Below are 20,860 nucleotides of genomic sequence, written 5' to 3' on the forward strand. Positions count from 1 at the left end.
TTTCAACGATTTTGCTCGGGATTCCACTGGGCATACCGCTGGCCACGCAGGAACTGCCACAAGCCGATACTCATGCCGACAAGGGTCACCAGCAGGTACGCAGCGAGGCGAAAGGGTTTGGGTAAACGGTGTTGCGAATCGAGCAGGCCGGCGATGGCCACGGTGTAACCGAACAGTTGCGCGATCAGGCTCAGGCGATAGAAACCGTGGTCTTCCCACAGCCAGAAATTACTCAGGAACAGTGGCAACAACAGGATCGGCGCCAGTCGGCGAATCAGCTTGTGGCTGATCAGCGCAATCGAATACAGGCCATGCTTCAGCGGATTGAGCAGTTCGCTGCGTTGGGCCAGGCTTTGCAAGCCTCCGACGGTGACGCGCTGGCGACGGCGGAACTGCTTGTCCGCTTCGTCGACACCGTGGTCGATCACTTGCGCTTCGGGCACATAGACAATGCGTTTGAACGCCACCGGCGCGCAGGTGCTGATGAAGAAGTCGTCGTTGACCTCGGCCGGCACATCCTGGAACAGCTCGCGGCGCAAGGCGAGCAGGGCGCCATCGGCGGAGACCATGCAACCGGTGCGGTTTTCCACACGGCGCAGCCAGCCTTCGTAATGTCGATAGAGGCTGTCGCCGACGCTCAGGCCACCGCCGGTGACCGGAATCACCATGTGCCCGGCGCAGGCCCCGACCTGCGGATCGCTCAGCGGCGCCAGCAAGTGACCGAGGGTTTCGCGCGACCATTGGTTGTCGGCATCGGTGAACACCAGGATATCCCCGGTGCTCAACGCCACGCCGGCATTGAGGGTCGCGGCCTTGCCCTGGCGGGGCAGGTCGAGCACGGTGATGCGCGGGTCGACGACCTTGTGCGCACAGGCCACGGTGTCATCGGTCGAACCGTCGCTGGCCAGAATGATCTGCAGTGACGTGGGCTCATAGTCCTGCGCGAGCAGGGTGCGCAGCTTGTGCTCGATGTGCCGCGCCTCGTTGTGGGCGGCAATCACGATGCTCACGTTCATCGGCAGCGGCACCGTGTGACGCCGCGCCTCAAACAACGGCGACAGTAGCGTCAACAACAATGGGTAACCCAGGTAGGCATACACCGGAAGCAACAGGCACAACCAGAAAATGAATTCAGCCACGGGCAGGTCTCCTGGCATTCCACTGACAAAGGCTAAGAATGAACGCCGCGCCGGCGATGTGCAGGCGTACCCAGTGCAGGCCCCAGAGTTGCAGGGACAAGAACGGGTTTCGGTGCTCGTGGCTCTGGCGCAGGCTCATGACCAGCGCCGGCACGGTGGTCAGCGACAGCATGACAGCGGCATGGTGAGGGAAGCCGTCGAGCAAGGCCGAGAGCGCCAGCAAGTCCAGCACCCAGGCACTGAGCGAGAGCAGCGGGAAGCGCAGTAATCGCAGGCTCACGCCATGGGTGCGCAGCAGTTGCAGGTGGCTGCCCTGGCGCCACATTTCCTTGCCCATCCACTCGTTCCAGTTGGCTTCATAGCCCCAATGCAGGGCAACGCATTCATTGATCGCCAACAACCGCGCGCCGGCCTGGTGCTGGCGCAAGGTGAAGTCCTTGTCCTCGCCAGTACGTAGGCTTTCATCAAACCCATTGACCTTGTCGAACCATGTCCGCCGCATCAGCAAGTTGGAGCTGGGCAACCAGTCCACTACGCGAATCGCGTGGGAAGAGGGGCGCAAGGTGCGTCGTTGCCACGCGGCGGCGTACCAGGGCGCCTGGGCTGGCGTGTGCAGGTCCAGGCCGAACACGTCGGCCTGGCCGCTGGCTTCGAGTTCGATCAGACGGGTCAGCCAGTCCTCGGGCATTTCGACATCGGCGTCGATGAAGGCCAGCCATTCGCCGGTCGCGATGGCGGTTCCGCGGTTACGCAGGGCGCCGATCAACAAGCCCGGCTGCACCAGCACCTGGGCGCCGAACTGGCGGGCAATCTGCGGGCCCTGATCCTGCGAGCCATTGTCGACGACGATCAATTCGCACTCGAGATTGGCGGCATGCGCGGCTTTTTGCGCCGCCAGCAAGGTCCGCCCGATGTGCCGGGCTTCGTTGTACATCGGAATGACAATACTGATGCGGCTCATGCCTTGGCCTCCGGAAATGGGCGTTCTTCAGCTTTCAAACGCAGCACGCTGGTCAGGGCGAGCATGATCCACACGTACTTTTGGTTGGGTGCGCTGAGGAACATCAAGAACAGCGTCAACGACAGAAAACTCATGGCCAGGTGCGTCATCATGTCCGCCTCTTCGCGGTTGTTTCGCTGCATCCAGAGGCGACGGGCGCGGATCAGGTTGTACAGGCCGAGTGCGAGCATGCCGACGAACAACAGGCCGGCGGGAATCCCCAGTTCGCTGAAGATTTCCAGGTAGGTGTTGTGGGCACGGCGGTACAAGTCACCGACTTTGCGGTTGGCGGAGAAGGCCTTGGCGTAACCGGTGGTGGCGTAGTGCAGCGGGAAGGTCCCGGGCCCGCTACCCAGCAACGGGTTCTCGCGGATCATCTGGCTGCCGACCACGATGTACGAGGCGCGACGGCCCAGGGATTCGTCCTGACTCTTGGCCCCGGCGCTCAAGATGCTCAACGATTGAATGCGCGCGACATAACCGGCCGGCATCACGGCAATGGCCAGCGGAATCACCAGCACAACACCCAGCATGGCGAACCCCAGATGCCGCGGGCGGATACGCGCCAGCTCGGTGCGGTAGTGCCAGGCGCCGATCACCAAGCTGAGAAACAGCACCACCAGGCCCGAACGGGATTCGGTCTTGGTCATGCCGCCCAACAGCAAGATGCAGCAAACGCCCCAGAACAACCGATGCAACATTTTCGGGCTGCGGACCACCAGCAGCAGGCCCAGCGGTACTGCGAATGCGATCAGCATGGCAAAGGCGTTCGGGTCTTCGAGCAGACCGGCGGCCCGCCCCTGGTCCTGATATTTGCTGGAGAACATGGCCAGCATGCAGGTCATCGTCACACTGAGGGTGACGAACTTGGCGAACAGGTCCAGGTTCAATTCGCGGCCGATCAGCAAGGTGATCACAAACAGCACCAGGCCAACGCTCAGCTCACGCAAATGCCCCAACGACATGCCCAGGTCATCGGTATTGAGCAGGCTCAGGAAGTACAAGACCATGAACCAGACCAGGTAGCGCCACAGGTTGCTGCGCAGACGCTCGGACGGAATCTGGTGGATGGCCAGTTGCAGCATCAGGATCACCGCCAGTGACGCACCGAGGAACTTGGTGCCCGACAGCGAACTGTCCTTGAAGAACCCTTCAAACGGCACCAGCGCGGCGATCCCGAGCAAACCCCAGGTGGGTTTTCGGTAAAACAGCGTGACACCCACCAGGCCCAACACCGCCCCCGGTGCCAGATACGGGTAAGGGCTGGCCAACAAAGCGAGGCAGACCAGGCCGAGCAAACTGACAATCGAGAGCGGAAAAATCACGCGCGTGCCTCCCGTGCTGTACGGATATAAAGCTGCGACCAGCGTTCGGCCAAGGCCTTGAGGTCATAGCGATCCAGTTGCGTACGTCTTGCGTTGTCAATCAGCGTCCGTGCCAGCGCCGGTTCAGTCAGCAAGGTGCCAACCTGATTAGCGAGTGCGGCGGCGTCGGCAGGTGTTGCCAGCAGGCCGTTGTGTCGATGTTGCAGCACGTCGGGAATCCCACCGACGGCAAACGCCACCACCGGCACGCCGATCTGCATCGCTTCGAGCAGAATCATTGGCGTGCCTTCGGTGCGAGAGCTGATCACCAGCCCATCGAGGCGCCGCCACCACACCGCCATGTCGGTCTGGTAACCCGGCAGGGTGATGCGATCTTGCAAACCAGCGGCGTTGATTCGCGCCAGCAGACTGTCCCGTTCCGGGCCGTCGCCAAGCATCACGGCGTCCAGTTGCGGGTGTTGCTGACACAGTGGAATCAGCGCATCGAGAAACAGGTCCGGGCCCTTTTCGCTGCTCAGCCGTCCGACGTAACCGGCCAGCCAACGCTGGCTAGTCACGCTGTGGGGCAGAGGACCGGTGGGCGCCGGCAAACCATTGGGAATCACTTGCAGTTTTTCCGCGCGGACACTGGCCTGGCGGCACAGCACGGCGATGCTTTCGGCGACGCAGACCACGCGATTCACCGACGCCGTGCGGCACAGTTGCAGGCTCAGCCAGGTGTAGAACTTCTGCTTGCGACTGCGTGGGGTAAAACCGTGCTGAGTGATGACCAGCGGCAGGCGCAACAACGTTGCGCCGACCCAGCCGAACAACAGGCCCTTGAAGTTGTGGGTATTGATCAATGGCCGTTCAGCCCGGCGCTGGCGCAAATGCGCCAGCAACTCCCCAAGCCCTGCGCAACCCTGGCAATCGACCCCTGCCTCGCGAAACCGCGCGATCAGTTCCGGCGGCGCATCGAGAAACAGCACTTGGTGCTGCCCCGGTGTCGCCAGGCAGTGGTCCAGCAGCATCCGCTCAGCCCCATAGAAGCCGCCGCTGCTGAGCAAATGAATGATCGGCAGGGAAGGGATGAGCGGCGCGTTCAATTGCGCACCCAATGCACGAGGCTAGGCACGGACCAGTTGCCATGTGGATTGACCGGTTCCACGTTCTGATCGTTGATCACCAACAGCACCGGCAAGCCCAGTTCGTGGGTGATTTGCGCAGGGTGTTTGAAGCGATGATCGAAGAACTCACGCACGTAGACCAGGGCAATGGCCAGCAGCAGACCGGTGAACAGACCGAACGGAATGATCAGGAACGGTTTCGGGAACGCCGCGTCGGTCGGTTCATACGGCGGGCTGAGCACCCGTGCGTTGGACAGGTCGCTGTCCAGCGAGCGAGCGGTGCTGCTTTCGGCGAAGCGCTGGGCGTAGGTGGAGAACGCCGCGTGCAAGGCGTCGATCTCGGTGTCCATCTGCCGCAGCTTGCTCTGGGTTTCCTGCAACTGGTGAATGCGGTTCTTGAACTCGGCGATGCGCGCGGTTTTCTGGTCGATCACCGAGCTGACAATCGCCAGGTCGTTGGTGCGTTCCTGAATCCGGTTGCTCACCACTTTCAAAAACTGCTGACGGGTACGGGAAATCTGCTCGCGGGTCAGCAGCATCGGTTCACTGCCGGGCTGGAAGATCGCCAGGTCGTTCATGTAACGGCTGACCTGGGTGGTCAGTGCCTCACCCATCTGTTTGATCTCGCGGTCTTCGAATGCCACGTTGTCCACAGTGGTGGTGAAGGTGTAGGGGAAGGTGTAGTCGTTGAGTTTGGAATTGCTCGCCGCGGCCAGGCTGCTTTTCAGGTAGTCGAGCCAGCGCTGGCTCTGCAACCGGCGGTCCTGGTAGAGGTTGAGCGCTTGCTCTTCGGTGTTGATGGCATTGAGGCGGAAGGTGATTTCTTCCTTCGGATCCGCCGAACCAACGCCTTCGAGCAACGCCAGCCGAGTGCCTTCCAGGCCATCAAGACGCACCTGATACTGATGCTTCTTGGTTTCGTAGAAGGCTTGCGGCAGGTCGATCGATTGCAGTTCCTGGCGGCTGGCCAGGTAGTTTTGCAGCAATGCGGCGACAAACTGCGTGCCCTGATGCGGATCGCCAAAGCTGTAGATGATCGAGATCACGTTGGAGCCAGGCAGGGTTTCGATCTTGAGCTTGTCGACGGCTTCCTGGGTCAGCGCATCCAGCGTCGTGTCACGCACCGGATCGGTTTCCATGCCCAACGCGGTTTTCACCGGGTTGATCACGTACTCGCGCAGCGGGGTGGTGATGAAGCGCTTGAACGGCTGGCTCACCAGTTTACTGAGCAGGCTGGGGGCGGGTGTGTACTCGCCCTTGTCGCGCAACTCGCTGATGGTCTGCCGAATCAACGCGGGCGAGCGCAGGATATTGCTCTCGGTTTCCATGTCCGCCAGCGAAGGCGGAATAAAGGTGGCGTTGTCTTGAGTAAGGGATGTGGTGGCATCCCCCTGCGAAAGTTTCTTGGACTGCACGATCACCTGGGCGGTGATATCGAAGCTCTGTTTGAGCATCAGCGGCAAGACCAGGGCGATCACTGCAAAGACCAGGAAGACTCGCTTCACCAACTGCTTGTTGGCGAAGAAGATCCTGAAGAACTCGTGCAGGTAGTTTTCCTTTGGATTCATGTCGGGTCACCTGAGAGTTAGTTGCTGTTACTGCTGCCTTTGTTGTCGACGCGGTAGCCGAAGCTAAAGCCCACGCCCTGGAACAACACCACATCCGCCAATTGCCGCGCGAGGTCACCGGCGCTGGCCAGTTTGGTCTTGGGCACGTAAAGCATGTCGTCCGGCTGCAGGTAGGCAATCTGCGACGCATCACCCGCCAGGGCTTTTTCGACGTCGTAGCGCACGGCCTGCACCTGATTGCCATTGCGGCGCATGATCATCACCGAATCGAGCCGCGCCTTGGTGTTGCTGCCACGGGCCAGGGTCAGTGCCTCAAGCACCGAGACCGGCCGGCGGATCGGGTAGGAACCCGGTTGGCCGACTTCACCCAGCACATAGATTTCGTTGCCGGCGGTGGACTTGAGCATCACGTCGACGGTCATCCGTCCTGGCAGGTTCGCGTAGCGTTGATTGAGGAAGGTTTCCAGTTGATTGACGGTCATGCCTTGCAGCGGCACGGCGCCGATTTCCGGGAAGCTGGCGTAGCCGTCAGTGCCCACGGTGATCTCCCGGCTCATGCCGGTGGCGGGGTGGTTGAGGGCGCTTTTGAGGTTCGACTCATTGCTCAGCGGGCTGATGACCTGCACGGACAGCTGATTGCGATTGGGCTGGAACAGCTGCTTGCGCTGATAGGCGCGCTGGATTTCCTCACGCGCCTGTTCGGAAGTCAGCCCGGCGATTTTCACCGAGGTGTTGGCGCCTGGCAGTTCGATGCTGCCGTCGGGCAGCACCAGTTGATTGCCGTTGAGCTGGCTGGCGGCGGTGAAATTCAGGCCGATCTGGTCACCGGACTGGATGCGGTAGGCATCCGAGCCGCTGGTGCTGATGTGGAAAATCACGTCCAGCACATCCTGGGGCCGCAAGGTCTGTTCGACCTTGGGCATGTCGGTGGCCTGGGCGTTGGCCGGTGAGGCCGTGAGGATATTCACCGGCATGTGCTGGGTTTCGGTATTGCTGGTGCAGCCTGCAAGCGGCAGCAACAGCAGGACAAGCATTTTGGCGTTCATGTCGTCATCCTTTTCTGATGCTTACAGGTTTTTGTACAGCCACTTGGGCATGTAGTACTTGCGTCGGTTGAACACGCTGCCGACCAGTTTCGCCCCGGCCTGTGTCAGGCGCTGGACTGCCGCCTGAGCCACTTCCCAACGCGTGTCTTCAGCGCGAACAACCATGATCACGCCGTCCACCTGGGTGCTGATGACCAAGGTGTCGGCGGCGGAATACACCGCGTCGCCGTCGATCACCACAAAGCGGTACTGGCTGCCGAGCTGATCGAGCAGAGGGCCCAGGCGTTCGGCGGTCAGGTGTTCGTTGCCGCGCACATATTTGCCGTTAGGCAGAAGGTGGAACGGCAGGCTGGCCACTTGCAGCACGCAATCTTGCAGCAGCGGCGGACTCTGGGTGTTGAACACCAGGTCGCGAAAACCACGCTCCTTGCTTAAACCAAGTTGCTGCGTGAGGTTGGTTGCCGATTGGCTGGCGTCGATCAACAGCACTTGGCCGCTGCTCATTTGCGCCAGTTGGGTGGCCAGTGCCAGGGCGCTGGTGGTTGTGCCTGCCCCGGGGTTGGCGGAGGTCAGGAATAGGATCCGCAGATCTTGATCGAGCACGGTCGAAGTTAGATTGGACTCGCTCGGGTTTGCGATGCTTAGGCTTTTGGCTGATGAACCGTCCATTTAACTCGCTCCGTGGCCGCTAAATACTTTGAAGGGGGTTTTCAACAGGATCTTCAGATCAAGCAACAGGCTCTGCTCGGCGATATAGCTGAGGTCCAACTCAACGCGCTGGTCGAAGTCGATATTGCTGCGCCCGGAGATCTGCCACAGGCCGGTCATGCCGGGGTAGATGCTCAGGCGTGCAAGGTGATTGTCCTTGTAGCGATAGGCGTTGAACGAGGTTGGCCGAGGGCCCACCAGGCGCATGTCGCCCGTCACCACATTGATCAGGTTGGGCAGCTCATCCAGGCTGCTGCGCCGCAGGAAGCCGCCGATACCGGTGATGCGCGGGTCCTTGTCGATCTTGAAGTCGATGGCGTCGGCACCGTGTTTGTTCAGGTGACGCAGGGACTCCTTGAGCTCTTCGGCGTTGGCCACCATGGTGCGAAACTTGTACATGCCGAATTTGCGACCGCGGTAACCGGTGCGTTTCTGTACGAACATCACCGGCCCCGGGCTGCTGAACTTGATCGCCAGTGCCAGGCCCAGCAGCAAAGGCGAGAGCAGCAGCAGAATCATCAAGGCGCCAATACAGGCGACGACCCGGTTGGTGCGCGACAGCGTCCAGGGCCGCCCACCATCGCGACCGGTCATCCAGCCGCGACCTTGCATATGGATCGCGGAGTCGAGGCGCATTCGGTGCTCGGGGTCCAGGCGCTTGTCTCGGCGCATCTGGTTGATCGGCACACCTTTTTCTAGTCCAGTCATAGAGTCCTCCGCTGAAGATCAGCCGCAAACGGCGCATGGGCGACAGGCAGTGAGTAGTAATCGCAGAACCAGGCGACAAAGCGCCTGAGTCCTTCATCCAGCTCGATACAAGGCTGAAATCCGGTTGCTTGAGCCAGGTCGCTGGCATCGGCATAGGTGTTGAGCACATCGCCCGGTTGCAGGGGCAGCAACTCGACGACGGCTTTTTTTCCAAGGTGTTTCTCCAACAGCGCCAGGTATTGCTTGAGCTCAACCGGGTGTTGGCCGCCGATATTGAAGATCCGCCACGGCGCCATGCTGCTGGCCGGGTCCGGCTGTTCACGGTCCCATTGCGCGTTGGCATGCGGTGGACGATCGATCAGGCGAGCGATGCTCTCGATGATGTCGTCTATGTAGGTGAAGTCGCGCTGATGCTCGCCGTAGTTGAACAACTTCAGTGGCTTGCCTTCGGCAATGGCCCGGGCGAACTGGATGGGCGACATGTCCGGCCGGCCCCAGGGGCCATACACGGTGAAAAAACGCAGGCCGGTGCAAGGAATGCTGAACAGGTGGCTGTAGCTGTGAGCCATCAGCTCATTGGCTTTCTTGGTGGCGGCGTACAACGACAGCGGGTGGTTGACGCCGTCTTTCACCGAATAAGGCGTGTGCTGGTTGGCGCCGTACACCGAACTGGACGAGGCGTAGATCAAGTGCTTGACCGGGTGGTTGCGGCAGGCTTCGAGAACGTTGAGGAAGCCGTTCAGATTGCTGTCGAGGTAAGCCCGAGGATTTTCCAGGGAGTAACGCACCCCGGCCTGGGCCGCGAGGTGAATTACTACCTCGGGTTTTTCACGGACAAACAGGGCTTCGATGGCCGGACCGTCGGCCAGGTCAACCGTTGCGAGCTGGAAATGGCCGACCTGCTCCCGCACCCACTGCACACGGTCGTGTTTGAGTTGCGGGTCGTAGTAGTCGTTGAAATTGTCGAGGCCGCACACATCGTGGCCGTCGCGCATCAGTCGCAATACGCAATGGGCACCAATGAATCCGGCGGCTCCGGTGACAAGTATCTTCATGGTCGCGGCGCCTCGGGAGCGATGTGCCGAAGGCCAATGCCGCTGTAGTGCAAACCGGCCGCCGCCACCTGTTCCGGGTTGTACAGATTGCGACCGTCGACAATGATTCGCGAACGCAGTTTGCTCGCCAGCAAATCGAAGTCGACCACGCGAAAATTCTTCCACTCGGTGCAGATCACCAGCGCATCGGCATCTTCCAGCGTGTCGTCGCGGGTGGCGCACAGGTGCAGGTCATTGCGGTAGCCGTAAAGGCGTCGGCATTCGGACATGGCTTCCGGGTCGTAGGCCTGCACGCTCGCACCTTCGGCCCACAATGCTTCCATCAGGTAACGACTGGGCGCTTCGCGCATGTCATCGGTGTTGGGCTTGAACGCCAGGCCCCAGATCGCGATGGACTTACCGGCCAGCCCGTCGGGGAATTGCGCCCTGAGCTTGCTGAAGAGAATGTGCCGCTGGCTGTCGTTCACGTCGGTGACGCTGCGCAGCAGGCGCAAGGGCATGCCGTTTTGTTCGGCGGTATGGAGCAGGGCACGCAGATCCTTGGGAAAGCACGAACCACCAAAACCGCAACCCGGATAGATGAAGTGGTATCCGATGCGCGGGTCCGAACCAATGCCTTTGCGTACCGCTTCGATGTCGGCTCCCAGCAGCTCGGTGAGGTTCGCCAGCTCGTTCATGAAACTGATGCGGGTGGCGAGCATCGCGTTGGCCGCGTACTTGGTCAGCTCGGCGCTGCGGTTGTCCATGAACATCAGCTTTTCATGGTTGCGGCAGAACGGCGCGTAGAGATCGCTCATCTGGTTGCGGGCGTCCTCGTCGCTGGTGCCGACGATGATCCGGTCCGGGCGCATGCAATCGGCCAGCGCGCTGCCTTCCTTGAGAAACTCGGGGTTGGACACCACCCGAACCTGGAGGGCGTGCTTGCCGCGGCGAACCAGTTCTTCTTTGGCGGTAGCGGCCACCTGGTCCGCCGTGCCGACCGGCACCGTGGACTTGATGATCAGGGTGCGATCGGCCTCCATGAAACTGGCGATCTGGCGGGCGACATTCAGCACATGGCTGAGATCGGCTGAACCGTCCTCATCGGCGGGCGTACCGACCGCGATGAAAATCAGCTCGGCGTGTTCGACCGCGTCGCTGGCCTGGGTGGTGAACAACAAGCGACCAGCCTTTATGTTCTCTTCCAGCGTGCCGGACAGCCCTGGTTCGCTGATCGTTGGCACCGCTTGTTGCAGTTGCTTGATCTTGTTGGGATCAATATCGACACACAGGACACGATGTCCGACATCGGCCAGTGCCGCTGCTTGTATCAGGCCAACGTAGCCCGTACCAAATACGCTCACGTCCATATTGGCGTGCCTCGTAAGACGGTGGAAAGAACGGAAATAAGACTGTCAAAAGGGGTATAGCCCAGCATTGGGAAAACGTGTCAGCAAAATGACATGTTGCGCTGCTATAACAGCCCCCATTTTTGGGGCGTTTTGCCATCAAGTGCTTGCCGCTGCTGGATTTGCCGCGGTTTTGACGGGTTTTTAACATTTTCAAGAAAGCGATAAACGGTCGTAGGGCATGAAATACGTGGCTTGTAGCCGTTCGAGTGTGTCAGATTTGAGTCAACGTTTTTTTGACGCTTTTTAGAAAAGTCCGACATTTCTTGCGCTTTGATGGCCCGGTGCTAGTGTCAAAAAATGGCCGACAATCTATTGGCCAACGACCTGACGCGAGCATCGGAAAAACTATGATTCGATACTTAAAAGAACTGCTGTTAGTTCTCTATTTGCTCAAGAATTACGACTATTACCTGGAACGCCTTAGTGCAATGGGCGTTGGGTTCGCGGTCGTGCTGTTTGGCGCGATGTTTGTCGTGCTGACCGTGGCGTTGTTCATGACCGCCTACATTCGCCAGACGCTGGTTCGCCACCTGTTTGCCCTGGTGATGTTCGTCTCGGCGGTTTTTTTCGACGTCTATACGCGTGTCACGGCCGATTACCTGACTTACAGCAGTTTTGTGTCGCTGGTGTATTCCGCCGGGTTCATTCAGGACGCGGCGTATCAGTATCGCGATGCGCTGATCAGCGGGGTGGTCGGCGGCTTGCTGTTGCTGTTTGGCATCGGGCTCAAGCCGCGTCGGCGGATGCCGTTGCCGGGAGGTTTGCTGGTGGCGGCGCCGGTGCTTGGGGTGTTGCTGCTCAGTGCGGTGTTGTTTGTGCGGGCCGGCGAGGGCGCCCGTGGCCTGCCGATCATGTATACGCCGTTGGCTTACTTGAATCTGTTTACCTATGAAGCCCTGCACAACACCGTTGGCCCGCGTGAGCCGGTGAGCCTGGCGCGCAATGGGCAGGCGGTGGATCACGATATTGTGCTGGTCATCGACGAGAGCATTTCCGGCAACTACCTGGACATCAATGCGCCGTTCGGTGTGCACAGCAATCTCAAGGAACCGCGCCCCGGCGTCGAGATCTTCAATTACGGTTACGCCGCCTCCATCGCCAATTGCAGCGCCGACACCAATGTCACGTTGCGCTATGGCGGCACCCGCGCCGACTACATGCGCATCAACACCACACAGCCGTCGATCTGGCAGTACGCCAAGAAGGCTGGCCTTCGCACCGTGTACATCGATGCCCAGCGCACCGGTGGCAACTTGCAGAACCTGATGAGCGAGACCGAGAAAAAGGACATCGACGAATTCGTGCAATTCGACCAGACCAGCGTGCGTGATCGCGACATGGCGGCGGCGGCGAAGCTGATCGACTTGCTCAATGACGGCAAACCGGAGCTGGTGGTGATCAACAAGGTCGGCGCGCATTTCCCGGTGCACGACAAATACCCGGACGCGTTCATGGCCTACCGTCCGACGTTGCCGCGCGGGCAGTTTGTCGAGGTCGCGGACACCGGCAAACGCGATGGCTTCAATGGCCAGCCGGATGACTGGATGCTGTACCGCAATGCCTACAAAAACACCGTGCTGTGGAACGTCGGGGAGTTTTTCTCACGGGTGTTCGCCCAGGCGGACATGCGCAATGCGCTGCTGATCTACACCTCCGATCATGGGCAGGACCTGCATGAACGAGGCAATCCCGGATTGAATACCCATTGCGGCGGTGACCCGGTGGAGGAGGAAGGATTGGTGCCGTTGGTGGTGATTCAAGGGGATCAGTTGCGCACCGTCGATTGGCAGAAGTCGCTGGCCGCGAACAAGGATCGCTCCAGTCACTACAACATCTTCCCGACGCTGTTGCAGTTGATGGGGTATGACCTGGCAGGGGTCGAGGCCGTTTATGGCAAACCGTTGAGCGTGCCGACCGCCGACGAGTTCACCTTCAACTATCGATTCAATGCGCGGCTGGGGGCCAAACCTGAGTGGAAGCATATTGATCTGAACAGCATTGTGACGCCTTCGCAGGCGCCGACGAGTGTGGCGGCGGGACAGTGAGGTGTTGATTGGCTGACAATCAACGATAACGCGGCGCTACTGCCGTCCGCTATCCTAGGCTCACTGACTTCAGCGAGCCTCCCCCCATGCTTTCGGTCCAAGGCGTCTTCAAAAGCTACGCCACTGCGCAAGGTCCATTGCCAGTGCTGCAAGGCATCGACCTCACGCTGAAACCCGGCAGCAGCCTGGCCCTGATGGGCGAGTCGGGCAGCGGTAAAAGCACGTTGCTGCACTTGATCGCCGGGCTGGACAAGGTCGATCAGGGCAGCATCCGCAGCGGTGAACATCGGCTGGACCAGATGAACGAAGGGCAACTGGCGAACTGGCGGCGAACCGAAATCGGCCTGGTGTTCCAGCAGTTCAACCTGATCGGCAGTCTGCGTGTCGAGGACAACCTGGCGTTTCAGGCGCGTCTGGCGGGGCGGCATGATCCGCGCTGGCAGGCGCACCTGGTGCAACGACTGGGGTTGGGCGAGTTGCTGCGGCGTTATCCCGAGCAACTGTCCGGCGGCCAACAACAGCGTGTTGCATTGGGCCGCGCCCTGGGATCACAGCCGAAACTGCTGCTGGCCGATGAGCCCACCGGCAGTCTCGATGAAGCCACCAGCGATGAAGTCTTGAAGTTGCTGCTGGAACTGCTCGAAGACAGCCCGACCACGTTGTTGATGGTCACACACAGCCCCCGCGTTGCCGCACGGCTGGCGGAAAAAGTGGTGTTGCACCACGGCCGCCTGGCTGGCGCGGACGAGCGCTGAGGTGCGCGTTTTTGGTGAGACGCTGCGGGCGCTGCTGAGCCATTGGCGACAGCATCCGGTGCAATTTTTCAGTGTGCTGACCGGGCTCTGGCTCGCCACCAGCCTGCTGACCGGTGTGCAGGCGTTGAACAGCCAGGCGCGGGAAAGTTACGCACGGGCCAGTCAATTGATAGGTGGCGAGCCGCAAGCCAGCCTCAGTGCGCCGGGCGGCGGGACTTTTCCTCAGGCGCTGTTTGTGGACTTGCGTCGGGAAGGTTGGCCGGTGTCGCCAGTGCTGCAAGGCCGATTGATCCTCAAGGGCCACGAAGATCAGCGATTGCAACTGATGGGTATCGAGCCGGTGTCGCTGCCGGCCGGTTCTGCCGTGGCGGGGCGGGCGTTGGCGATCGAGCAGATCGTGGGGTTTTTCAGTCCGCCGGGCAGCACCTGGATTTCCCCGCAAACCTTGCAGGCGCTGGGTTTGCACGAAGGTGATCAGCCCGTAAGCGTGAGCGGTGTGGCGGTGCCGCCGCTGCATGTGCAAACCGACATGGCGCCCGGCGTGCTGTTGGTCGACATCGGCTTCGCCCAGCAGATTCTGGGCCTGCCGGATCAACTCTCACGCCTGCTGTTGCCAAAGGATTTCAACGCGGCATTACCCGATCAATACAAGGGGCAGTTGCAGCTCAGAACCAGCGGTGAAGAGAACAACCTTTCACGCCTGACCGAGAGCTTTCACCTGAACCTCGATGCCTTGGGGTTTCTATCCTTCGTGGTCGGCTTGTTCATTGTTCACGCGGCCATCGGTCTGGCGCTGGAGCAACGCCGGGGACTGCTCAGAACCCTGCGTGCCTGCGGTGTCAGCGCACGCATGCTGATCGCGGGCCTCGCCGTCGAATTGGGCGCGCTGGCTTTGATCGGCGGCCTCGCCGGTGTAGTCAGCGGTTATCTGTTGGCAAGCGTGCTGCTGCCGGACGTCGCCGCCAGCCTGCGCGGTTTGTATGGCGCCGAAGTGGCGGGGCAGTTGAGCCTCAGTCCCTGGTGGTGGTTCAGCGGTGTCGGCCTGAGTTTGCTCGGTGCGTTGCTGGCCGGGGCCAATAGTTTGTTGCGGGCGGCGCGCCTGCCGTTGCTGGCGCTGGCCGATCCGCAAGCCTGGCATCAGGCTCACGCGCGCTGGTTGCGCCGCCAGGGATGGGTCGCGTCGCTCGCCGCAGTCATCGCACTCAGTGCCTTGATCTGGGGTGACAGCCTGGCCAGCGGATTCGTGCTGATGGCGGCGTTATTGATCGGTGCGGCGCTGGCCCTGCCGGTGGTGCTCAATGGCGCCTTGAACCTGGCATTGAGCCGCAGCCGCTCGGTGCTCGGTCAATGGTTTGTCGCCGATTGTCGCCAGCAATTGCCCGCGCTGAGCCTGGCCCTGATGGCATTGCTGTTGGCGCTGGCGGCGAACATTGGTGCGGGCAGCATGACCGCCGGCTTCCGTCAGACCTTCAGCGACTGGCTCGAACAACGGCTGACCGCCGAGCTCTACATCAATCCGACAAACCCGTCTCAGTCACGAGAGCTGAATACCTGGCTCAAACATCAGCCTTCGCTGACCGCCGTATTGCCAAGCTGGCAGGTATCGATCCAGTTGCAGGGCTGGCCGGAGGATATCTTCGGCGTGATCGATCACCCGACCTATCGACAGCATTGGCCGTTGCTCGAGTCCTTGGGCGACACTCCGTGGGATCGCTTGGCCAAGGACGATGCCGTGATGCTCAGCGAACAACTGGCCCGGCGTTTGAAAGTGCATTTGGGTGATCAACTGACCATTCCCACATCGGGCGGGCCATGGTCGCCACGGATCGTCGGCATCTACGCCGACTATGGCAATCCCAAAGGCCACATCCTGGTGAACGTCGATCACCTGCTGCGCGGCTGGCCGCAGCTCACGCCCAATCGTTTCAACCTGCGCATCGAACCGGCGTTGATCCCCGGGTTCCTGAACACGCTGCAAGCACGTTTCGCCCTGGACGACAGTCGGATTGTCGATCAGGCGCGGCTCAAGGGTTGGTCCACGCAAGTGTTCGAACGCACCTTCGCCGCCACCGCTGCGCTCAATAGCCTGACCCTTGCCGTTGCCGGCGTGGCGTTGTTCATCAGCCTGCTGACCCAGAGCCAGAGTCGCCTCGGACAACTCGCGCCGTTGTGGGCACTGGGCGTGACCCGACGGCAATTGATGTTGCTCAACCTCGGGCAAACCTGGCTGCTGGCGGTGCTGACGCTGGTGCTGGCGTTGCCGTTGGGCATCGCGTTGGCGTGGTGTCTGGATGCGGTGATCAACGTGCAGGCGTTTGGCTGGCGACTGCCATTACGGGTGTTTCCATTGCAGCTGTTGCAGTTGATGGGACTGGCGTTGCTCGCGACATTGCTGGCGTCGGCGTGGCCGCTGTATTCGTTGTATCGCACGCAACCGGCGGACCTGCTGAGGACCTTTGCGCATGAGGATTAAGGTCGGCTTGCCGTTATTGGGATTGTTATTGGCGTTGTTATTGGCGTCGCTGAGCGGCTGCGATAACCCGGAACCTGCCGAGAAAGGTTTTGCCGGCCTCGGTGGTGAGGCTTCGGTATTCACACCGGTGGTGCCCGGCCGGATCTTCAGCTTCCCGGCGGATCACGGGCCGCATGACGGCTTTCGCATTGAATGGTGGTACGTCACGGCCAACCTCAAGGATGAGCAGGGCCGCGAGTTTGGAGTGCAATGGACGTTGTTTCGCAGCGCATTGAAAGCCGTTTCGGAGCAGCCGGGGTGGGGCAACCAGACCATTTGGCTGGGGCATGCGGCGGTCACTTCGGCGACGGTCCATCACGCGGCCGAGCGCTACGCCCGTGGCGGCGTCGGCCAGGCGGGCGTGAGTGTCGCGCCCTTTAATGCGTGGATCGATGATTGGCGGTTCAGCAGCCAGGGGGCCGATGCCTTGGCGGATCTGCAACTCAGTGCCCGGGACAAGGATTTCAGCTATCAACTGCGGCTCACGTCGACACGGCCGCTGGTGCTTCAAGGGGATAAGGGTTTCAGTCAGAAATCCGAACAAGGGCAGGCGTCGTATTACTACAGCCAGCCGTTTTTCCAGGCCAGTGGCGCGCTGGTCATTGACGGCAAGACCTATCAAGTCAGCGGCCCGGCCTGGCTCGATCGCGAGTGGAGCAGCCAGCCGCTGACCGCCAATCAAACCGGTTGGGACTGGTTCTCCCTGCACCTGGACAGCGGCGAACAGGTGATGCTCTACCGCATGCGGCAAAAGGACGGCGCGCCTTACCTGACCGGCACCTGGATCGACGCCCAGGGCCAGACGCAATTGCTGCACGCCGACGACATCATCCTCACCCCGCAAGACACCGCCAACGTCGCCGGACGTTCGATGCCGGTACGCTGGTCGATCAAAATCCCCGGCAAACACTTCGATGTCACGATCAATGCCCTCAACCCCAATGCCTGGATGGATTTGCGCATTCCGTATTGGGAAGGCCCGGTGCAATTCAGCGGAGGCACGGGGTACCTTGAAATGACCGGGTATTGAGGCGGAACTCTCGCTCGGGCCACGGCCTCCTACTTTAAGAAGCCTGTTCACTGGAGCCCGTCATGAGCGAAGACCTCAAACCGCCTGATCTCGATTCCTGGCAGCGCCTGTACGAAGACAAGGCCTACTGGCAGCAATCCCCCGACGCCCATTACAGCGAACTGCTGCGGGTGGCCGACGACTTGCTGGGGCAGGGCGCCATCGACCTCGAACAATGGCAGGCCTTGAAGGCCAAGGCCGAACAATCCCACAAAGACTCGCCCGCCGTGAACGTCGCCCAAGAAGTTGACGATCCCGACGCCTGAGGAGACCCGCCATGAACCCCACACCGGATGCCGAAAACCCCGACGAACCACGCCCACCGGGCGAAGTCGAACGCGACAACGACGCCCTGCGCCCCACCGACCCGAACCGACGCAAGGAAAGCGGCAAAGGCACAGAAAGCGGCGAATCCACCGCGCAAGAAACTGCGAACACGCCCTGATCAGCGTCTATGCTGATTTGCACAGACAGCACTGACCCAAGGGCCAGAGCCGTCTGCTGCCATCCATCACAGGGAATGTATCGCCTATGAAACTCCACGCACTCACCAAAGCCATCACCCTCGCAACCTTGCTGTCCACCGCCAGCCTCAGCGCCATGGCGGCGGAGATTCCTCTGTCTGCCGTTGTGGAGGCAGACCAAGTCACCACCAAAGTGGTCTCGGTCGACGCTGCCGCCCACCAAGTCGTCCTGGAAGGGCCTGAAGGTAATCAGGTTCATGTGCAACTGACCGACAAGGCAAAAAACCTCGGCAAACTGAAAGTCGGCGATCAAGTTAACGTCAAAGTCACCCGCTCCGTCGCGGCCTCCCTCGACACCGATGTCGATAAAGGCCTGCCAGGCACTGTCGAAAGTGCCGGCGAAGTCCGCGCCGCCCCAGGCAGCGACAACCCGGGTGGTGAAGCCTACCGCCAGATACGAGTCCAGCTGAAAATCACCAAAATCGATGTGAAGAAACACCGGGTCACCTTCCAAAACCCGGCCGGCCAATCCAAAACCGTTGATGTCGTAAGACCCGAAATACAAGCGAAATTGAAAGACCTGAAAGTTGGCCAGAGTGTCATCGTGACCTACACCGACACACTGAAAGTGACCAGCAAACAGGGGAGTTGAGTATTAGCTCTATAAGTTTGATTGTTCTTGTACAGATTTTTTGTATAAGAACAATCAGTTTTAATGGTCGAACTGGTGGGTTTAGAAGGTTTGAAAAATAATATTTGGAACGACATGTAATAAAAGTTGTATCGATAAAATTCATGATGTGTGTGCGGACAACTTCAATAACTTCAATTAAAATACTTCCCGTTCGCCCAGTGGCAGGGCTCTTTACCGGTGCATGGATTGCCAAGGCCATTACACTGGGCGAACACCTTCTTGGGGCGCGTTGCGTGCCTGTCGTTTGATCTAGTTTTTCTGCACAACAAAGCCATTAATCAAAAAGCTGACCGGTTAGTCGATAAGCGGGGTGGTGGTTGTGTTGGGGTGATAATTTGTTTTTTGGTGTTTGGGGTGAATGGTCCGCGAGTGCGGATGCATGGAAGGCGAGAGGCTGTCGTTTGTGTGAGGCTCGTAGCGGTATTGGCGGTGGAAAGCCAACGGGAGCGTACTTATTATCTCCTAAAGTAGATTTGCATCTCCTTTTGTGAAAAACGGGCGATCTTAAGATTGCCCGTTTTAGCACGTTTAGGGGGGGTTAGACCTCTTTTCTCCACCCTGAGAAAGTGATGAGTGTTCCTTCTTCCTCTTTATCCTTGATTTCGATTTTGTAGGTGCGGCCACCAGTAACCCCGTCAATTAGAGCCTTTTCGTCATTGGCGCGTAACTCGGCATCCTTCGCGTGCTGTTGGTAAAACTCCACGACATCGGAGAACGGCGTATAGGTCTTCAACATGACTTCGAAATCATGCCGCGGCCGACCAGCCATTTCGTCGAAATCGCCGTAAATCGGCGCGCCTTTCATTCCGGGCGTGATGTAAGAACCGTCAACGCCAGCGCCTACGAGATAGGTATTTTTTGGAAGCAGCGGAAGCATCGCTTTCGGAAAGTCCGAAGGTAATTGCGAGGCGCTCCAGGCGTCTTTTTTCGGGGCAGTTGTGATGTATTCGACCGTGGCAATTTTTTGCGCCTTGGCGCGTGTTTCGGGGTCTTCACTCTCTGCCCCAATCGCGATCATGGGCGGCAACTGTTTGCTCCAAGCGATGATTGGATCTGCGTCACTCTTCTTTGCGTCTTTTGCCTGGAAGATAGTCAAAACAGTTTCGGGGCTCGGGTTGCAGGACAACGTCTCTTTACTCGATTTGACTGTGCAGTGTCCGTTGACCAACCCAACGGCGATTAGCTGACCTTTTTCATCCAACAACAATGCGCCGCGTTCGTCGCCATTGTTACCGTCATTCATGGCGGTCAGCATCTTGCGCCCGGCAGGCACTCCTTCCTCAAACGTCGAGAACTCTGAGTCCAGAGCATCCAGAACTTGCGACACGATCATATAGTTGTCTTTGGTGTAACTACCGGTCGCGTAACCCATGAAGTCAACCAGCGCCGCGCGTATCGCTGGATCTTCGTTGAGTTTAGGCGGCTGTGTAGGGGCCGGCTCATTGGAGAGCAAGAGCACCGTTGTACCATCTGAGCGTTTTTCTGAGTGGAGGGAAAAAGCGGCGGCTTCGAGAGAGAAGGTTAATGCTAATGATAGGGCAAAGAGACGTGTGATGGTAAACAAGGGGTCATTCCTTTGTTGGGTGGTGATCCGGGAGGTATAGAGGTGGATTATTTTCAAAAAAATGGTGAAAACTTTATGGGATATTCCAAGAACCAAAGGTGACGGTTTTATGCCCTGTAAAAGTGAGTAGATCGATTCGTTTTTTATTTTGGTCGTAAAAATAAATCTGTCATTTTTTATACTTGTGGGTTTTGTGCTTTCAATAATAAATTCGTTAGTTCAGGGCAGGACTCAGGCACCTCTTCTGAAAGACTACTTATAATTCGTTTTATCTTGTCGGCGTATGTTTGTTCTATTGGAATTTCTGTCCAGTCTAATTCTGATGCGGTAGCTATTAATACTTCTTTGTATTGCGAATCGAGAAGCTTTTTAAGAATTTCAATAGCAGAGGCTGAACGTTGCTCGCCAAAGGCGGCTGCGCTTCGCTCCTGCCAATACTTGGCTTTTGAGAGGATGGAACTATTGAGCTCTTTCCAATCCACCGTGCTGAACTTCTCAAACACGCCTTTCGCTACCTGCTCGGCGATGTATTCATTCCAGTTAGATTCTTCGTCAGGGCCTAGCCAGTAGTTTAATTCTTCAAACTCTTTGCTATACATGTCGTTTTTTCGATATCAGCAAGAAGGGGCGGATTGATTTCTGTTGTGAAAATAAATCTGTCCCGAATGGCACTTCCTTAGTAGCTAACCACTTGAGCTGAAAGCAAAAAAT

19 protein-coding genes are annotated in these 20,860 nt (G+C 59.1%); 7 read left to right on the forward strand and 12 right to left on the reverse strand.

Annotated elements, in window-relative coordinates:
• Window positions 1–2: 2 nt before the first annotated feature.
• The 10 genes from BLQ41_RS17385 to BLQ41_RS17430 are packed head-to-tail and all read right to left on the reverse strand — an operon-like array spanning window position 3 to window position 11,004.
• Window positions 3–1,139, reverse strand: coding sequence for a glycosyltransferase (locus tag BLQ41_RS17385; protein WP_090182727.1), 1,137 nt, complete (start codon window positions 1,137–1,139; stop codon window positions 3–5).
• Window positions 1,132–2,100: a glycosyltransferase gene (locus BLQ41_RS17390; protein ID WP_090182729.1), complete on the reverse strand. Its 969-nt coding sequence runs from the start codon at window positions 2,098–2,100 to the stop codon at window positions 1,132–1,134. Before BLQ41_RS17390 ends, BLQ41_RS17385 begins: the two co-directional genes overlap by 8 nt.
• Complete coding sequence (locus BLQ41_RS17395) at window positions 2,097–3,464, reverse strand: O-antigen ligase family protein (RefSeq protein WP_090182731.1); 1,368 nt, start codon at window positions 3,462–3,464, stop codon at window positions 2,097–2,099. The genes BLQ41_RS17390 and BLQ41_RS17395 overlap by 4 nt, the downstream gene beginning before the upstream one ends.
• Window positions 3,461–4,549, reverse strand: a complete 1,089-nt coding sequence (locus tag BLQ41_RS17400) for a glycosyltransferase family 4 protein (protein ID WP_090188639.1) — start codon at window positions 4,547–4,549, stop codon at window positions 3,461–3,463. The genes BLQ41_RS17395 and BLQ41_RS17400 overlap by 4 nt, the downstream gene beginning before the upstream one ends.
• Window positions 4,546–6,138, reverse strand: coding sequence for a GumC family protein (locus tag BLQ41_RS17405; protein ID WP_090182733.1), 1,593 nt, complete (start codon window positions 6,136–6,138; stop codon window positions 4,546–4,548). Before BLQ41_RS17405 ends, BLQ41_RS17400 begins: the two co-directional genes overlap by 4 nt.
• Window positions 6,139–6,155: 17 nt before the next feature.
• Window positions 6,156–7,184, reverse strand: a complete 1,029-nt coding sequence (locus BLQ41_RS17410) for a polysaccharide biosynthesis/export family protein (protein WP_090182734.1) — start codon at window positions 7,182–7,184, stop codon at window positions 6,156–6,158.
• Window positions 7,185–7,205: 21 nt separating this feature from the next.
• Entirely contained in the window at window positions 7,206–7,853 is a 648-nt protein-coding gene (locus BLQ41_RS17415; protein WP_090182736.1) for a CpsD/CapB family tyrosine-protein kinase, read from the reverse strand.
• Entirely contained in the window at window positions 7,854–8,600 is a 747-nt protein-coding gene (locus BLQ41_RS17420) for a sugar transferase (RefSeq protein ID WP_090182738.1), read from the reverse strand. It lies immediately after the preceding gene.
• The gene (locus BLQ41_RS17425; RefSeq protein WP_090182739.1) at window positions 8,597–9,655 is read right to left on the reverse strand and encodes an NAD-dependent epimerase; all 1,059 of its coding nucleotides are present in this window, start codon (window positions 9,653–9,655) and stop codon (window positions 8,597–8,599) included. Before BLQ41_RS17425 ends, BLQ41_RS17420 begins: the two co-directional genes overlap by 4 nt.
• Window positions 9,652–11,004 (reverse strand): UDP-glucose dehydrogenase family protein, encoded by a 1,353-nt coding sequence (locus BLQ41_RS17430; protein ID WP_090182741.1) that lies wholly within the window; start codon window positions 11,002–11,004, stop codon window positions 9,652–9,654. The genes BLQ41_RS17425 and BLQ41_RS17430 overlap by 4 nt, the downstream gene beginning before the upstream one ends.
• Before the next feature lie 389 nt (window positions 11,005–11,393).
• On the opposite strand from BLQ41_RS17430, the gene BLQ41_RS17435 reads away from it, so the two are divergent.
• From BLQ41_RS17435 to BLQ41_RS17460, 7 genes are all read left to right on the forward strand, one after another.
• Window positions 11,394–13,091: a sulfatase-like hydrolase/transferase gene (locus tag BLQ41_RS17435; RefSeq protein ID WP_090182742.1), complete on the forward strand. Its 1,698-nt coding sequence runs from the start codon at window positions 11,394–11,396 to the stop codon at window positions 13,089–13,091.
• An 86-nt stretch (window positions 13,092–13,177) separates the two neighbouring features.
• Window positions 13,178–13,846, forward strand: coding sequence for an ABC transporter ATP-binding protein (locus BLQ41_RS17440; protein ID WP_090182744.1), 669 nt, complete (start codon window positions 13,178–13,180; stop codon window positions 13,844–13,846).
• Window position 13,847: 1 nt separating this feature from the next.
• On the forward strand, window positions 13,848–16,319 hold the full coding sequence (locus BLQ41_RS17445; RefSeq protein ID WP_090182746.1) for an ABC transporter permease: 2,472 nt from the start codon (window positions 13,848–13,850) through the stop codon (window positions 16,317–16,319).
• Window positions 16,309–17,388 carry a lipocalin-like domain-containing protein gene (locus BLQ41_RS17450; protein ID WP_090182747.1) on the forward strand — a complete coding sequence of 360 codons (1,080 nt, stop codon included), beginning with the start codon at window positions 16,309–16,311 and terminating at the stop codon, window positions 17,386–17,388. Before BLQ41_RS17445 ends, BLQ41_RS17450 begins: the two co-directional genes overlap by 11 nt.
• A gap of 62 nt (window positions 17,389–17,450) precedes the next feature.
• On the forward strand, window positions 17,451–17,693 hold the full coding sequence (locus tag BLQ41_RS17455; RefSeq protein ID WP_090182749.1) for a hypothetical protein: 243 nt from the start codon (window positions 17,451–17,453) through the stop codon (window positions 17,691–17,693).
• A gap of 11 nt (window positions 17,694–17,704) precedes the next feature.
• Window positions 17,705–17,872 (forward strand): hypothetical protein, encoded by a 168-nt coding sequence (locus BLQ41_RS30695; protein ID WP_167360491.1) that lies wholly within the window; start codon window positions 17,705–17,707, stop codon window positions 17,870–17,872.
• Between the two features lie 86 nt (window positions 17,873–17,958).
• Window positions 17,959–18,543: a hypothetical protein gene (locus tag BLQ41_RS17460; RefSeq protein ID WP_090182750.1), complete on the forward strand. Its 585-nt coding sequence runs from the start codon at window positions 17,959–17,961 to the stop codon at window positions 18,541–18,543.
• A gap of 580 nt (window positions 18,544–19,123) precedes the next feature.
• Here BLQ41_RS17460 and BLQ41_RS17465 read toward each other — a convergent pair.
• Window positions 19,124–20,149, reverse strand: coding sequence for a hypothetical protein (locus BLQ41_RS17465; protein ID WP_090182752.1), 1,026 nt, complete (start codon window positions 20,147–20,149; stop codon window positions 19,124–19,126).
• A gap of 176 nt (window positions 20,150–20,325) precedes the next feature.
• On the reverse strand, window positions 20,326–20,748 hold the full coding sequence (locus BLQ41_RS17470) for a hypothetical protein (protein WP_090182753.1): 423 nt from the start codon (window positions 20,746–20,748) through the stop codon (window positions 20,326–20,328).
• Window positions 20,749–20,860 lie beyond the last annotated feature (112 nt).

The organism is Pseudomonas arsenicoxydans (assembly GCF_900103875.1).
GTDB classification, from domain to species: Bacteria; Pseudomonadota; Gammaproteobacteria; order Pseudomonadales; family Pseudomonadaceae; genus Aquipseudomonas; species Aquipseudomonas arsenicoxydans.

What these genes read in the sequence shown, in the direction of transcription:
- BLQ41_RS17390 (WP_090182729.1), bottom strand. Translation starts at nt 2,100, where the DNA reads ATGAGCCGCATCAGTATTGTCATTCCGATGTACAACGAAGCCCGGCAC.
- BLQ41_RS17405 (WP_090182733.1), bottom strand. Translation starts at nt 6,138, where the DNA reads ATGAATCCAAAGGAAAACTACCTGCACGAGTTCTTCAGGATCTTCTTC.
- BLQ41_RS17410 (WP_090182734.1), bottom strand. Translation starts at nt 7,184, where the DNA reads ATGAACGCCAAAATGCTTGTCCTGCTGTTGCTGCCGCTTGCAGGCTGC.
- BLQ41_RS17415 (WP_090182736.1), bottom strand. Translation starts at nt 7,853, where the DNA reads ATGGACGGTTCATCAGCCAAAAGCCTAAGCATCGCAAACCCGAGCGAG.
- BLQ41_RS17420 (WP_090182738.1), bottom strand. Translation starts at nt 8,600, where the DNA reads ATGACTGGACTAGAAAAAGGTGTGCCGATCAACCAGATGCGCCGAGAC.
- BLQ41_RS17425 (WP_090182739.1), bottom strand. Translation starts at nt 9,655, where the DNA reads ATGAAGATACTTGTCACCGGAGCCGCCGGATTCATTGGTGCCCATTGC.
- BLQ41_RS17430 (WP_090182741.1), bottom strand. Translation starts at nt 11,004, where the DNA reads ATGGACGTGAGCGTATTTGGTACGGGCTACGTTGGCCTGATACAAGCA.
- BLQ41_RS17435 (WP_090182742.1), top strand. Translation starts at nt 11,394, where the DNA reads ATGATTCGATACTTAAAAGAACTGCTGTTAGTTCTCTATTTGCTCAAG.
- BLQ41_RS17440 (WP_090182744.1), top strand. Translation starts at nt 13,178, where the DNA reads ATGCTTTCGGTCCAAGGCGTCTTCAAAAGCTACGCCACTGCGCAAGGT.
- BLQ41_RS17450 (WP_090182747.1), top strand. Translation starts at nt 16,309, where the DNA reads ATGAGGATTAAGGTCGGCTTGCCGTTATTGGGATTGTTATTGGCGTTG.
- BLQ41_RS17455 (WP_090182749.1), top strand. Translation starts at nt 17,451, where the DNA reads ATGAGCGAAGACCTCAAACCGCCTGATCTCGATTCCTGGCAGCGCCTG.
- BLQ41_RS30695 (WP_167360491.1), top strand. Translation starts at nt 17,705, where the DNA reads ATGAACCCCACACCGGATGCCGAAAACCCCGACGAACCACGCCCACCG.
- BLQ41_RS17460 (WP_090182750.1), top strand. Translation starts at nt 17,959, where the DNA reads ATGAAACTCCACGCACTCACCAAAGCCATCACCCTCGCAACCTTGCTG.
- BLQ41_RS17470 (WP_090182753.1), bottom strand. Translation starts at nt 20,748, where the DNA reads ATGTATAGCAAAGAGTTTGAAGAATTAAACTACTGGCTAGGCCCTGAC.